11 protein-coding genes are annotated in these 14,114 nt (G+C 71.8%); 8 read left to right on the top strand and 3 right to left on the bottom strand.

Annotated features, from left to right (window positions below):
• Nucleotides 1–59 precede the first annotated feature (59 nt).
• Entirely contained in the window at nt 60–1,154 is a 1,095-nt protein-coding gene (locus tag OG485_RS15490; RefSeq protein WP_328668888.1) for a MerR family transcriptional regulator, read from the bottom strand.
• 283 nt (nt 1,155–1,437) lie between these two features.
• Here OG485_RS15490 and OG485_RS15485 point away from each other — a divergent pair, with 283 nt between their 5' ends.
• Nucleotides 1,438–2,313, top strand: a complete 876-nt coding sequence (locus OG485_RS15485) for an ATP-grasp domain-containing protein (RefSeq protein WP_328668887.1) — start codon at nt 1,438–1,440, stop codon at nt 2,311–2,313.
• Between the two features lie 150 nt (nt 2,314–2,463).
• Here the strand turns inward: OG485_RS15485 and OG485_RS15480 are convergent, their stop codons facing one another.
• On the bottom strand, nt 2,464–3,093 hold the full coding sequence (locus OG485_RS15480) for a hypothetical protein (protein WP_328668886.1): 630 nt from the start codon (nt 3,091–3,093) through the stop codon (nt 2,464–2,466).
• A 164-nt stretch (nt 3,094–3,257) separates the two neighbouring features.
• Here OG485_RS15480 and OG485_RS15475 point away from each other — a divergent pair, with 164 nt between their 5' ends.
• The 7 genes from OG485_RS15475 (at nt 3,258) to arfA (ending at nt 11,031) form a co-directional block, all read left to right on the top strand.
• Nucleotides 3,258–4,031 carry an IclR family transcriptional regulator gene (locus tag OG485_RS15475; RefSeq protein ID WP_328668885.1) on the top strand — a complete coding sequence of 258 codons (774 nt, stop codon included), beginning with the start codon at nt 3,258–3,260 and terminating at the stop codon, nt 4,029–4,031.
• Nucleotides 4,028–4,924, top strand: coding sequence for an SMP-30/gluconolactonase/LRE family protein (locus OG485_RS15470; protein ID WP_328668884.1), 897 nt, complete (start codon nt 4,028–4,030; stop codon nt 4,922–4,924). The genes OG485_RS15475 and OG485_RS15470 overlap by 4 nt, the downstream gene beginning before the upstream one ends.
• A gap of 231 nt (nt 4,925–5,155) precedes the next feature.
• Nucleotides 5,156–6,514: an extracellular solute-binding protein gene (locus tag OG485_RS15465; RefSeq protein WP_328668883.1), complete on the top strand. Its 1,359-nt coding sequence runs from the start codon at nt 5,156–5,158 to the stop codon at nt 6,512–6,514.
• The gene (locus OG485_RS15460; protein ID WP_328668882.1) at nt 6,511–7,452 is read left to right on the top strand and encodes a carbohydrate ABC transporter permease; all 942 of its coding nucleotides are present in this window, start codon (nt 6,511–6,513) and stop codon (nt 7,450–7,452) included. Before OG485_RS15465 ends, OG485_RS15460 begins: the two co-directional genes overlap by 4 nt.
• Nucleotides 7,449–8,312, top strand: coding sequence for a carbohydrate ABC transporter permease (locus tag OG485_RS15455; RefSeq protein WP_328668881.1), 864 nt, complete (start codon nt 7,449–7,451; stop codon nt 8,310–8,312). The genes OG485_RS15460 and OG485_RS15455 overlap by 4 nt, the downstream gene beginning before the upstream one ends.
• Before the next feature lie 18 nt (nt 8,313–8,330).
• Nucleotides 8,331–9,299 carry an arabinan endo-1,5-alpha-L-arabinosidase gene (locus tag OG485_RS15450; RefSeq protein ID WP_328668880.1) on the top strand — a complete coding sequence of 323 codons (969 nt, stop codon included), beginning with the start codon at nt 8,331–8,333 and terminating at the stop codon, nt 9,297–9,299.
• 229 nt (nt 9,300–9,528) lie between these two features.
• Nucleotides 9,529–11,031 (top strand): arabinosylfuranosidase ArfA, encoded by a 1,503-nt coding sequence (arfA, locus tag OG485_RS15445; protein WP_328668879.1) that lies wholly within the window; start codon nt 9,529–9,531, stop codon nt 11,029–11,031.
• On the opposite strand, the gene OG485_RS15440 is transcribed toward arfA, so the two are convergent.
• Entirely contained in the window at nt 11,028–14,021 is a 2,994-nt protein-coding gene (locus OG485_RS15440) for a beta-galactosidase (RefSeq protein WP_328668878.1), read from the bottom strand. The two genes, arfA and OG485_RS15440, sit on opposite strands and share 4 nt — an antisense overlap.
• Nucleotides 14,022–14,114: the final 93 nt, after the last annotated feature.

The raw sequence follows: 14,114 nt of genomic DNA, 5'->3' as shown, positions 1-14,114 counted from the left end.
ACGGGTCCCCGTACCTGTCCGCTCCGACAGGCACGGGGACCCGTACGGTCCGACAGGTCCTAGCCGACCCGGAGTCCGCCCGGACGGGCCGCTGCCTCGACCACGTCCGCGACGACGCAACTGACGTTGTCCGGCCCCCCGGCGTCGTTCGCCGCCCCGATCAGGGCCCGGACGGCCGCGTCGGGACCGGGAGCGGAGGCGAGAAGCCGCTCGATCCCCTCGTCCGGCACGACGGTGGACAGGCCGTCCGAGCAGAGCAGGTAGCGGTCGCCAGGCCGGACGTCGTGCAGCCGCAGATCGGGTACGTTCGCGTCGCTGCCCAGCGCCTTGAGCAGGATGGCGCGCTGCGGATGCGTGGTCGCCTCCTCCGGGGTGAGGCGGCCCTCGTCGATCATTGACTGGACCACCGTGTGGTCGTGGGTGATCCGGAGCAGCCCGCCGTCGCGCAGGACATAGGCCCGGGAGTCCCCGATGTGGACGAGAGCGAGCTGGGAGCCGGTCCACACCAGGGCCGTGAGCGTGCTGCCGGTGCCGCCTCCGTCCGTGGCGGGTCGCGGCACCAGGTCCGCCACGGCCTGTGCCGCGCCCTCCACGGCGTCCTCCAGCAGGTTGAGCACGCCACCGGCCGACAGCGGCTCGTCGTCCAGGAACGTGAGGGCCCGTACCGCCGCCGTGCTCGCGGGGGCGCCGCCGGGCCCCCAGCCGTCGGCGACCGCGAGGACGCGGGCGCCCGCGTGGACGCTGTCCTGGTTCGCGGCACGGACCCGACCGGTGTCGGAGTGTGCGGAGTAGCGGAGTTCCAGCATGCTGGTGTCCTTTCCTGGGGACGGTGACAGGTGGTTCACGAGGAACGCCGCCAGATCCCGGCGGGCGGCCGTCTCGGCCTCGACCCCGGCCCAGTACGCGCCGATCTCCCGCGCGGCCGGCTCCGGTTCCAGGGCGCACACCCGCCGGATCCGGGCGAGCGGCATGCCGAGCCGCCGCAGCCACGCGACCAGCCGGGCCTGTCGGAGCTGCTCGGCCGCGTAGTAGCGGTAACCGGTCTCGGGGTCCACCCGGGCGGGGCGCAGCAGCTCCAGCTCGTCGTAGAGCCGCAATGCCTTGGGCGACAGCCGGGAGGCCTTCGCGAAGGCCCCGATCGTCAGCATGTCCACGCGTCCACTCCGTCGCTCCGTGTCCGGGTCGTACCTGGTCCCGGCCCTGGTCCTGGTTCCTCGTTCCGTCACCGATGCTGGGCCCTGCCCCTTGGTGAAGGTCAAGTGCGGCCCGTCAGGGGCCACGTGCGGTTGTTACCCTGCGGCGGGGTCTGCCCCGGGACGGCGTCCCGACGGGGTGCGCCCGAGGCTGTGCACTGATGCCGAGCACTGATGCCGAGCACTGATGCCGTGCAGCGGTGCCGTGTCGCGGTGCCGGTGCCGTACGAGGAGGGAGTCCGAAGTGGCCCGTATCGCGCTCGTCACCTACGACCCGGGCGAGGAGCCCGGCGCCGACCGGGATCTGCCGGTGCTGAGGGGAGCGCTGGAGGACGCCGGGGCGGTGGCGGAGATCGTGCACTGGGACGATCCCGCGGTCGACTGGGCGCGGTTCGATCTGGCGCTGATCCGGTCGACCTGGGACTACAGCCTGCGCGTGGCGGAGTTCGTGGGGTGGGCGGAGCGCTGCGCGGGGCTCACGCGGCTGATGAATCCGGCGCCGGTCGTGCGGTGGAACACGGACAAGCGTTACCTCGGGGACCTCGCGGACGCGGGGGTGCCGGTCGTGCCGACCCGGTATCTCGCGCCGGGGGACCTGGTCGACCTGCCCGGCGAGCACGAGTTCGTCGTGAAGCCGACGGCGGGTGCGGGGGCGCGCTACGCGGCCCGGTACACGCCGAAGGAGCGGGAGACGGCCCTCGGGCAGCTCGCGCGGATGCACGCCGAAGGGCTGACCGCCATGGTCCAGCCGTACGTGACGGACATCGACATCCGGGGCGAGCGGGCGCTCCAGTTCTTCGGCGGACGGCTGCTGCACGCCAGCCGCAAGGGAGCCGTGCTGGAGCCGGGGACGCCTTACGACGGGGACAAGACGCCCCACCCGCGCCTGGAGGCCTGGGAGCCCACTGCGGCCGAACTGGCCGTCGCCGAAAGGGCGTTGGCCGCCGTCCCGGGAGGCGCGGACCGTGTGCTCTACGCCCGGGTGGACCTCGTCGACGGCGCCGACGGCGAGCCCTGGCTGATGGAACTGGAACTCGTCGAGCCGAACCTCTTCCTGTGGCTCCACCCCGGGTCGCTGCCCCTTGTCGTGGACCGCATCATCGAGGCCGCCGCTCCCTGAGGGGGTTCGCCCCGCAGCCCTCGGTCGCGTCGGTACCCCTCCCCGGACCGGCGACCGCCCGGGGACCGGCGATCCCAGCGCCCTCCGGGACCGGCGACCGCCCGCGGACCGGCGAACCCCGAGGAGCAGCGACCGCGGACGTGCCCGCGACTACCGCCCGGGGCCCCCGGGGTGTTCCGGCACGGGCCCCTTGACGCCCACCCGCTGCAGCAGCCCCCAGGTGAACTCCGCCGCGCACGCGTGCGGTACGCCCGACGCGTCGGGTGCCGTGAACGCCAGACCCCACCGGGTCGGGGCCGTGCCCTCCAGGGGCCGGGCGGGGGCGAAGGCGCGGGCCGCCTCGTCGACCGTGCAGCACCACGGGGCCAGGTCCTCCAGGGTCTCCAGCGCCGGGGCGGGGGCGCCCGGGGCCCGTACCAGCCATTCGTTCCAGGCGACGCCGTTCGGGGCGAGCAGGACCTCGAAGCGCAGACCGGGCCACAGCGGCACCGGCCATTGCAGGGCCTCGCAGGTCAGATCGCCGGTCCGGCGCTCGCGTGCGGACTCGGGGGCCCCGAGGACCGAGCGATAGCGCGAGGCGGTGGACCGTCCGCGCGGGGAGTGCAGCATCGCCTGCCAGCGTCGGTTGGCCTCGCGCATGTCCGCGATGGACACCCCCAGCTCGTGACGGGCGTCCTCGACCAGGCCGGGGTTGTGGTCGGCCATGCGGCGCAGCAGGACGAGCTGGAAGTCGAGCGGGGTGAAGGGGGTGGCGGGGCGTTTGGCCGGCATGCGCTCCATCGTCGCGCACCCGGCTCCCGGCGGGGCGCGGCCCGTCGTGGGCCGGCGCGGGGGCGTGCGAGCGGGGCCCCGTAAACCATTGCCCGCCCCCGGGCGAATGACTAGCCTGTGTTCGTCATCCCGATCGTCTGTTGAAATTTCGAACAAAAGAGAGGGGGCCGGTTGTGGGACGCCTCGTACCTGCCGTGACCCGGGCTCTGGACATACTGGAGCTCTTTCTCGACGGGGACGGGACGCTCTCCGCCCCCGACATCGTGCGCAAGCTCCAGCTGCCGCGCACGACCGTGCACGAGCTGGTGACCACGCTCGCGGCCCGGTCGTACATCGTGCAGGTGCCCGGCCAGCCCGGACGCTACCGGCTCGGCGTGCGCCCGTACCAGCTCGGCAGCCGTTACGCCGAGCAGCTCGACCTCGCGGCCGAGGGCCAGCAGGTCGCCCGTTCCGTCGCCGAGACCTGTGACGAGACCGTACACGTGGCGATCCTCGAAGGCACGGACGTCATCTACATCGCGAAGGTCGACTCCACGCACGCGGTGCGCATGGTCTCGGCGGCCGGGCGCAGGCTTCCCGCGCACTGCACCTCCGTCGGCAAGATGCTGCTCGCCTCCCTCTCCGAGCCGGAGCTGACCTCACGCGTCCCGGACGACGCCGACCTCGTGGCGATGACCCCGAACAGCATCACCGAGCCGGGCGCCCTGCGCGAGGCCCTCGCCGAGATCCGCAGTCGCGGGATCGCCGTCGAGAGCCGTGAGTCCAACCCGGACGTCAGCTGTGTCGCCGCCCCCGTGCGCGACCGGGCCGGACACGTCGTCGCCGCGCTCTCGATCTCCGTGCCGATGATCCGCTGGAGCGACGAGCGCCGCGTCGAACTGGAGCAGCTCGCGGTGAAGGGCGCCGCGGACCTGTCCGAGCGGCTCGGCCACCGGAACGCGCGGTGAGCGCCGTCGAGGTCGCGGTCCAGGCGCACGCGGCCCTCGGCGAGGGCCCGACCTGGGACGCCCGGGCGGGGCGGCTCATCTGGGTGGACATCCTCGGCTCCCGGATCCACACCTACGACCCCGTCTCCGGCCGCCGCACGGTGCTGGCCACCGAGCAGCACGTGGGCGCGGCCAAGCCCCGGGCCGGCGGCGGACTGGTCGTCAACCTCCGTGACGGAGTGGGCCTTTACGGGCCGACGGGCTCCGGCGAGTCTCCCGCGGCGGCGGGATCCACCGGGACCGCGCCGGCCGGCGGCTCGTTCCGCTGGCTGCACCGGGAACCCGTGCCCGGCCGGCGGGCCAACGACGCGGCCGTCGCGCCCGACGGCTCGCTGTGGTGCGGCACCATGCGCTACGACGAGGCACCCGGCGGAGGCACGCTCTCGCGGATCGCCCCCGACGGCACGGTCCGCCCCATCCTCGACGACGTGAGCGTCAGCAACGGCATGGGCTGGACCCCCGACGGCCGCCGTGTCTACTACATCGACTCGCCGACCCGACGCATCGACGTGTTCGACATCGGTGACGATCAACTGCCGGTCGACAGACGTCCGTTCGTCACCGTGGAGGACGGATTCCCCGACGGTCTGACAGTGGACGCGGAGGGCGGCGTCTGGGTGGCCCTCTGGGACGGCGGAGCGGTCCGCCGCTACACGCCGGACGGCGAGCTGGACCGGGTTCTCGAACTGCCCGTCCGCCGCCCCACCGCCTGCGCGTTCGGCGGCGCCGACCTCGCCGACCTCTACATCACCACCGCGCGTACGGGCCTCGCGGCACCGCACCCGATGTCCGGCTCCCTGCTCGTGGTCCCCGGCGCGGGCAAGGGACTGCCGCAGCCGGAGTTCGCCGGATAACCGAACGCCCGCGAGCCCCCGCCCGGTTGACGACCACCGGGCGGGGGCTCGCTCTTTTTGCGCGCCCACCGTCTCCAGAGTCACCGTCTCCGGCGCCCTCCGTCTCGCGCACCCGACGCCGTTTCGAGCGCACGGTTTTTGCGCAAACCATTGACGAGAAAGCGCTTCCTATCTACGGTCCCGTTCGAAGTTGCGATCATCCTCCGAAATTTCGAACAGTGGAGGCAAGGTATGGGACGACCTGGCCTGACCCGCAGGCAACTCCTGTCCACGGTGGGCGGACTGACGGTCGCGGGCAGCCTCGGCTTCGCCGCGCTCGGCACCGGAGCGGACGCGCTCGCCTCGGGCGCGAACACCCGGGTGCGGTACTGGAACCTCTTCACCGGGGGCGACGGAGCCAACATGGTCGCGATGGTGGACGCCTTCCGGAAGGAGCATCCCGGCATCGCGGTCAAGGACTCCACGCTCACCTGGGGCGACCCGTACTACACGAAGCTCGCGATGGCCGCCGCGGGCAACCGCGCGCCGGACCTCGGCGTCATGCACCAGGGCCGCGTCCCCGGCTTCGCGCCCGGCCGTCTCCTGGACCCCTGGGACATGGACCTGCTCACCAAGTACGGCGTCCGGGAAGCCGACTTCAACCCCGTGCTCTGGAAGCGCGGCATCGTCGACGGCAAGCTCTACGCCCTTCCCCTCGACATCCACGTCCAGCTGAGCTTCTACCGCACGGACGTCTGCCGGAAGGCGGGCCTGCTCGACGCGGACGGGAGGCTGCCGACCGCGAACTCCACCGGCGAGTGGTTCGCCCTCCTCAAGGAGGCCAGGAAACAGCTGAAGGACGGGCAGCAGACCCTCGGCCTGCACGCCTTCGACCAGAACTTCTCCTGGTGGTTCTTCGTCGCCTTCTACCAGCAGCTCGGCGGCGGCTACTTCAACGACGACCGGACCGACGTCACCTTCGACACCGACAAGGCCACCCAGGTCCTGGAGTTCTTCCACCAGCACGTCGCCGACGGCTACACGACCGTCGGCCAGGCCGACGGCGAGGCGTTCCTCGCCGGATCGCCGTTCGTGTGGGAGGGAAACTGGTCGGTGCCGTACTTCAGCGGCGAGAAGGTCGGCTACGGGGCCCAGCCGCTGCCCCCGGTCTTCGGCACCCCGGCCACGCACGCCGAGTCGCACTCCTTCGTCCTGCCGCACCAGGCCGACCGCGGCGGCGCGGCCAACGAGGGCGCGCACCTGCTGGCCGCCTACATGGTCAAGAACGCCACCGCCTGGGCGGGCGGCGGCCATGTCCCCGCCTATCTGCCGACCTTCGAGGACCCGGCCTATCTGAAGCTGGCCCCGCAGAGCGAGTACTCCCGCCCGGCCATGGAGCACCCGGCCACCGAACCGCGCATCTGGTTCGCCGGCTCCACCGGCACCCTCGCCAAGCGGATCGGCCCGGTCGTCGCGTCGTCGAACGTCGGCTCCGCGAAGCCGGAGGCCGCCGCCCGCCGGATGAGATCCGTCCTGGAGGAACTGCTCGCCATGCGGAATCCGATGGACGGCCGGACCGCCGCCCAGGAGCTGAAGGGAGCCGCCGCATGACCACGACCCTCGCTCCCGCCACCGGCCTGCGGCCCCGCGCGGCCACCGCGACGGAGTCCGCCCGCGCCCGCTGGGGCCGCCGGTTCCAGCACGGCGGCTGGTTCGTCGCCCCGTTCTTCGTGCTCTACGGGCTGTTCGTCGTCGTCCCCGTCGTGCGCGGCCTCTACCTCAGCCTCACCGACGCCAACATCTCCGGCGACCACACCAGCTTCGTCGGTTTCGACAACTACCGCGAGGCGTTCCAGGACCGCCTGGTGTGGAACTCCCTGGGACACAGCGTCCAGTTCACCCTCTACGTCGTCCCGTGCATCGTCGTCGTGGCCCTGCTCATGGCCCTGATCGCTCACCACATCACCCATCTCAAGTGGCTGTGGCGGCTGTGCTTCTTCGCGCCGTTCCTGCTGCCGTCGGCCGTGGTCGGCAACCTGTGGTGGTGGCTGTTCCAGCCCACCAACGGCATGGTCAACCACGTCCTGGGCGTCGACACCCCCTGGCTCACCCAGAAGTCCACCGCCATGGTCGCGGTGGTCGTCGCGACCCTGTGGTGGACGGTCGGCTTCTCCTTCCTGCTCTACCTGGCCGCGCTCCAGAACATCCCGCACCACCTCTACGAGGCGGCCGAACTGGACGGGGCGAACGCCTTCCAGCGCATGCTGCACATCACCGTGCCCAACCTGCGCACCATCACCGGCCTGGTGCTCGCCCTCCAGATCCTCGCCTCGCTCCAGGTCTTCGACCAGGCCGTCGTCATGTACCAGTTCGGCCCGGGACCCGAGGAATCGACCCGCACCTTCGTCCAGTACACCCTCGAACAGGGCTTCACCAGCTACCGCGTCGGCTACGCCTCCGCGATCTCCTTCATCCTGTTCCTCATCATCGCGGCCGTCGCCCTCGGGCGGATGTGGCTGCTGCGGCTCCGCGAGGAGGACGCCCGATGACCACCGCCCACCCGACTCCCGTACCGCGCAAGCCCCGTGGCTCCTGGACACCGGCACAGATCGCCCTGACGGCGGTCGCCGCCGCCCTGTCCCTGGTGTGGATGGCCCCGCTGGCCTGGGCCCTGTCGACCTCGCTGAAGACCCCCACCGAGTCGGTGACCTCCCCGCACTGGATCCCGCGGCACCTCACGGCGGCGTCCTGGAAGGGCGTCATCGAGGCCAGCAACATCCCCAACTGGTTCGTGAACTCCCTGGTGGTGTCCGTCTGCGTCACCTTCGTCGTGCTGCTCGTCGCGGCCCTCGCCGGATACGGCTTCGCCCGCACCGAGTTCCGCGGCAAGACCGCCCTGATGGCCCTCACGATGGCCGGCCTGATGTTCTCCCCGGCCGTCCTCGGCGTCCCGCTCTTCGCGACCGTGCAGTCGCTCGGCATGGTCGACACCTACTGGGGCATGATCCTGCCGCAGTGCGCCCCGGCGGCCATGGTCTACATCCTGTACAAGTTCTTCCAGTCGCTGCCCCGTGAACTGGAGGAGGCCGCGTTCATCGACGGCGCGGGCCGCTGGCGGATCTTCTTCACCATCGTCCTCCCGCTCTCCAGGCCGTCCCTGTCCGCGGTCGGGATCTTCACCTTCATCGCCTCGTGGAACAACTTCCTGTGGCCGTACATGGTGACCAGCAATCCTGACCTGATGACCATGCCGAACGGCATCGCCACCGTGCAGAACTCCTTCGGCATCATCTGGCCGCAGCTCATGGCGGGCGGTCTGATCGCGGGCCTTCCGCTGATCGTTGTGTTCGTCTTCTTCCAGAGCCAGATCGTGCGGGGCATCGCCCACACCGGTCTGGCCGGTCAATGACCTGACGAGGAGCCTCAGTTGACCGGACGCAGAACCGCAGCGCTGATCGTCGCGGCCGTCGTCGCCCTGCTGCCGACCACCGCGCAGGCCGACGTCGGCTACCCCGACCCGGAGCCCGTCACCGGACAGCAGATCATCCATGACCCGACCGTCATCCAGCTCAAGTCCGGTGGATACGTGGCCTATTCGACCGGCGGCGTGATCGGCGCCCGTCTCTCCCGGGACCGGACCCAGTGGGACGACGCGGGCAACGCCTTCTCCTCCCCGCCGAGTTGGTGGTACGAGTACAACGCGACCGGCGACCCCTGGGCCCCGGACCTCTCCTACCGCGCCGGCCGCTACTGGCTGTACTACGCGGTCTCCTCCTGGGGCACCAACCACTCCGCGATCGGCGTCGCCACCTCCCCGAGCGGTCTGCCCGGCACCTGGACCGACCACGGCAAGGCCTTCGCCTCGGACACCGACGACACCTGGAACGCCATCGACCCGGCGGTGACCGCCGCCGACGGCAGACTGTGGATGACGTTCGGCTCGTACTGGACCGGCATCCGCATGGTCGAACTGGACCCGGTGACCGGCAAGGCCGTGGCGGACGCGCCGGTCCACCACCTGGCGACCCGCCCGGACGCCCCGTACGCCGTCGAGGGCCCGTACGTGGTCCGACACGGCCGCTACTACTACCTGTTCGCCTCGTACGACGCGTGCTGCGCGGGCGTGGACTCCACGTACAAGATCCGGGTGGGCAGGTCCACGTCGGTGACGGGCCCGTACGTGGACAGCGCCGGCACGCCGATGCTCGACGGCGGCGGCGACCTTCTGCTCGCCGGGCACGGCCGCTACATCGGACCCGGCGGCGAGTCGGTCTTCCGGGACCACGGCCAGGACTGGCTGGCGTACCACTACTACGACGCGGACGACAACGGCACACCCAAGCTGGGCCTGAACCGGCTGACCTGGACCACGAACGGCTGGCCGAGCCTGGGCTAGGGCCTGTCGTTCGGACCATGCGGCGGGCGCGGGGCAGACCCTGGGCCGCCGCACTCGACCGGCACTCGCTCACGGACCGCACCCGACCGGCACCCCTCACGTGCCGCACCCGCACCGCTCACGGGCCGCACCCGCACCGCTCACGGGCCGCGCCCGCTCAACGGGCCGCACCGCACCCGCCGCCCCCGCGGCTGGACCCTCCCACCCTCCGGCGCCCCGAAAGGACACCATGCGCACCGCCCGCTTCGCCCTCGACCCCGCCTTCACCATCGGCGAGGTCGACCCCCGTCTCTTCGGTTCCTTCGTCGAGCACCTCGGCCGCTGCGTCTACACCGGCATCTTCGAACCCGGCCACCCGGCGGCCGACGCCGACGGCCTGCGCACCGACGTGCTGGAGCTCGTCCGCGAGCTCGGTGTCACGGCCGTCCGCTACCCCGGCGGCAACTTCGTCTCCGGCTACGACTGGGAGGACTCGGTGGGCCCCGTCGAGGAGCGGCCCCGCCGCCTCGACCTCGCCTGGCGCTCCACCGAGTCCAACCGCTTCGGGCTCAGCGAGTTCATCGGCTTCGTGCGCAGGATCGGCCCGGGGGCCGAGCCGATGATGGCCGTCAACCTCGGCACCCGCGGGGTCGCCGAGGCCCTGGCACTCCAGGAGTACGCCAACCACCCCTCGGGGACCGCCCGTTCCGACCGGCGGATCGCGCACGGGGACAAGGACCCCTTCGGCATCCGGCTGTGGTGCCTCGGCAACGAGATGGACGGCCCCTGGCAGACCGGCCACAAGAGCGCGGAGGAATACGGCCGGCTCGCCGCCGAGACCGCCCGCGCGATGCGGCAGATCGAGCCCGGCCTCGAACTCGTCGCGTGCGGCTCGTCCGGACAGGGGATGGCGACCTTCGCCGAGTGGGAGGCGACGGTCCTCGCCGAGACGTACGACCTCGTCGACCACATCTCCCTGCACGCCTACTACGAGGAGACCGACGGCGACCGGGACTCCTTCCTCGCCTCCGCCGTCGACACCGAGTCGTTCATCGAGAACGTGGTGGCGACCTGCGACCACGTGGGCGCCCGGCTGAAGTCCAAGAAGAAGATCAACCTCTCCTTCGACGAATGGAACGTCTGGTACCAGAGCCGGCCCAACCCGCACCCGGTCGAGGACTGGCAGGAGGCCCCGCGCCTGCTGGAGGACGTCTACTCCGTCACGGACGCGGTCGTGTTCGGCTCGCTGCTCATCGCGCTGCTGCGGCACGCGGACCGGGTGCGTGTCGCCTGTCTCGCCCAGCTCGTCAACGTCATCGCGCCGATCATGACCGAACCGGGCGGCCCCGCCTGGCGGCAGACGACGTTCCACCCGTTCGCGCAGGCCTCGGCCCACGGGCGCGGGCAGGTCCTCGACGTCCGGGTGGACTCGCCGACGTACGAGACCCGCAAGTACGGCGAGACGGACCTGCTGCACGCCACCGCGGTACGCGCCGAGGACGGCTCGGTCACCGTCTTCGCCGTCAACCGCGGCCGGACCGAGCCGCTGCCGCTCGAAGTGGCCCTGAACCGGATGGGACTGACGACGGTCGTCGGGCACAGTGCGCTCGCCGACGCCGATCCGGACGCCGTCAACAGCCTGCACGACCAGGAGCGGGTCACCCCGCACCCGGTCCAGGGGACCACGCTCCAAGACGGCACGCTCAGCGCCGTCCTGGAGCCGCTGTCCTGGAACGTGATCAGGCTCGCCTAGGACCCGCGCTGTGCGGTCGTGGGGCCGGGGGAGGCGACCGGTGTCACCGGCACTCCTCCGGCCGCGCTGCCCAGCAGCGTCAGTTCCACCCGGCCGGGGCCGGCGGGCGTGGTCCCGTCGGACAGCACCGCGAGGGCCAGCGTGTTGTGCCCCCGGGTGCGCAGCACCCCGTTGGGGAGGACGAACGTGTGCTGCGGGCCCACGTCGTTGATGTACTGGCCCATGTTCCAGCCGTTCAGGAAGATCTGGACACGATAGGCGCGGGCCGGATCGTCCGTGAGGGTGAGCCCGATCGACGCGTCCAGCCCGCTGTCCACACCGAGCCGGAATCCGGTGCGGTACCAGGTGACACCCTGGCGACGCTCGGCGCGCGGGAGGCCGACGGCCTTCCAGCCGCCGTCCGCGAAGCCCGGCAGATGCCAGCCGTGCCGTTCCCCGTGCAGACCTCCGGCGTTGAGCGGTCCGCGCACCGGGTCGGGGGCCGCCTCGCCCTGGATGCGCCAGCGGACCGTCGGGGAGGCTCCGGTGAAGGTGACGGCCGTCAGTCCCCGGGCCGCCTTGTGCGTGTCGTCGGCCCTGCCGTCCTCGTCGTGCTGCATCCGCCGGACCAGGACGGACAGCACATGGGAACGCCGCTCCCGCGGCCGGACGGGGAAGGTGGCGGTAGCCGCCCAGGTCCCCTTGCGCACGGTCTTCTTGTCCGGCACCGGCATCCGGTGCGTGCCCAGCGGTTCGCCGTCCAGCCAGGCCATCAACAGCCCCTGGGTACCGGCGACATAGGCCAGCGATACCGAGTCCGCGTCGTCCGCGCCGTCGAAGTGTCCCCGGTACCAGACGTCTCCGTAGTGGAAGCCGTAGTCGTCGGCGAACAGCACGGGCTGCCCGGCGGGCACCGGGGTGACGCTGTACGAGGACGTCCTGTCGGCCGCCCGCCATCCGGTGTCGTCGTGATCGGGGGCCGACTCGGGATTCCCCTCGGCCCGGCGCCAGCCGGTGAGCGCGGGCAGCCGCACCCGGCCCGGTCCGGCCAGCGGCCGCTCGGCCCGCAGACTCCCGGAGGAGGTGGCGTGGGCTTTCAACGCGTGCTCGTTCCAGACGAGTTCGGTCACCCCGCGCGGCCCCCACACCTCCAGGTCCGCCGTCCCCGCCGTGTCGCCGGTGAGACGTGCGGCCGTGCCGCGCAGGACGGCCGTGCGCAGCAGCGCCGGGCCGCGCACCAGCACCGGACCCGACGGGGTGTCGTGGCGCCACAGCAGACGGGAGCTCTCGTCGTCGGCGAACAGCAGCAGGAGGGGAGCCCTGACCCCGCCGCCCTCCACCCGGACCCGGGTGATGCCGTCGAGCACGGTGTCGATCCGCAGGACCCCGTCCTCGTAGCCGTACCCGGCCTCCCCGTCCAGCACGGTGACGTTCGGCTCGCTCGTGGCCTCCAGACAGGTGTGCGTGGACTCGCCCGCCCGGCCGGTGAACACGGCGATGTCCTGCCGTCCCGCGGTCAGCCACAGCATCGGCTGGGCGGAGGACCAACTCAGCTTCCTGTGCCCCAGGGAGATCCCGGCGGCGAGCAGCCGTGCGTCGAGACCCGGCACCGGCACCTCGACGGCCGTTCCGGCGAGGGCCACGGTCGCGACGGCCTCGGTGGGGGAGTCGTTGCGCAGCACATGGAAGCGCGCCTGCGTGTCCGGATTGACCAGGTGGTACGCCGTGATGCCGGGGCCCGCCGCCATGTCGTCGCCGGGGAGCGGCTCGGCGCGGTCGAGCTTGGCCAGGTCGGGCACCGACTGCAGCAGCCGGCCGATCTGGTGCATGGGGAGGAGCTTCTCGGTCGGCCGGCGTGCCTCGTCGATGGCGGCCCCGTAGTCGTACGACGTGTAGACGATCGGCGCGGGCAGCCAGCCCCAGGAGGTGCCGCCGAAGGTCATGTAGACGTTGTGGACCGTGATGCCGTTGGCGAGGTTGGTGAGGTAGAAGCGCCGTTCGTAGGCCGCGTCCCGGGTGCGGCGGGACTCGGCGTATCCGAGGCCGTCGAACTCCGTCCCGCCCCACGGATCGAACCAGCCGCCGCCGAACTCGGGGATGAACCCCGGGGTGTCCGGGCTGGCGGTCGAGCCGCCCTTCATGCCGCCGGGGCCGAAGTACCCCCAGTCCGGAGGTGTCCTGAAGGGGGAGGGGTAGCCGTCGAAGCCGTACAGGTAACGCCCGCGCTCGCCGCCCGTGTCGAAGGTGCCGGGGGCCCAGTGCCCGTTCCTGCCCTTGTCGTTGTGGAAGAGGGGGACGTCGATGCCGTCGGCGCGCACCTTGGCGTACAGGTGAGCCATGTAGTCGCGGCCCGCGGGCTCGTCCACATGGTTGTCGTACTCGTTCTCCAGCTGGTACAGGACGATCGTGCCGCCGCCGTCGGTGTGGAGGTGGCGGGCCGCGATGCGGTCGACTGCGGTGAGCCATCTGTCGACGTGCTCCAGATAGGTGGGGTCGGACGTGCGGGCCACTCCGGGGGTGGCCGTCAGCCAGCCGGGGAAGCCGCCGGCGTCGACCTCGGCGTTGATGTACGGGCCGGGGCGCAGGATGACGTACAGCCCGGTCTCGGCGGCGGTGCGCAGGAACAGGTCGAGGTCGCGGACCCCGGTGAAGTCGTGCTGCCCGGGTGCGGGGGAGTGGTAGTTCCACGCGACGTAGATGCTGACCGCGTTGTAGCCGTGGGCGCGCATCTTCTGCAGGACGTCCCGCCACAGGGACGGGCTCGGCAGCCGGAAGGGGTGGAACTCGCCCGACCAGATCACCAGGCGCCTGCCGTCGATCAGCATCGAGTAGCGGTCGAATCCGACCGTGTGCTTCCCGCCGTCGGCGGTGGGCGGTGCGGGCGCGGGTCCGGTGGGTGCGAGGGGCGCCCTTCCGGCCGCGCACGCCGCGTCGCTCCCGGAGCCGCTCACTGAGAGGCCGAGGGCCGCGGTGCCGGCGAGTGCGTTGAAGGTACGTCTGCTCAACACCATGCGGGTTCTCCCGGAGGACGGCGACGGGGATCCCCCCGCTCGGTCCGAGCCCGAGAAGCCGGGGGAAGGTGCGGCCATTGTCCACAGGGGCAG

This window comes from Streptomyces sp. NBC_00328 (assembly GCF_036139655.1).
Lineage (GTDB): Bacteria > Actinomycetota > Actinomycetes > Streptomycetales > Streptomycetaceae > Streptomyces.
This window is presented reverse-complemented; position numbering and strand designations above follow the sequence as displayed.

Coding starts and splice junctions, on each gene's coding strand:
- OG485_RS15440 (WP_328668878.1), bottom strand. CDS start 14,021: ATGGTGTTGAGCAGACGTACCTTCAACGCACTCGCCGGCACCGCGGCC.
- OG485_RS15465 (WP_328668883.1), top strand. CDS start 5,156: ATGGGACGACCTGGCCTGACCCGCAGGCAACTCCTGTCCACGGTGGGC.
- OG485_RS15460 (WP_328668882.1), top strand. CDS start 6,511: ATGACCACGACCCTCGCTCCCGCCACCGGCCTGCGGCCCCGCGCGGCC.
- OG485_RS15480 (WP_328668886.1), bottom strand. CDS start 3,093: ATGGAGCGCATGCCGGCCAAACGCCCCGCCACCCCCTTCACCCCGCTC.
- OG485_RS15455 (WP_328668881.1), top strand. CDS start 7,449: ATGACCACCGCCCACCCGACTCCCGTACCGCGCAAGCCCCGTGGCTCC.
- arfA (WP_328668879.1), top strand. CDS start 9,529: ATGCGCACCGCCCGCTTCGCCCTCGACCCCGCCTTCACCATCGGCGAG.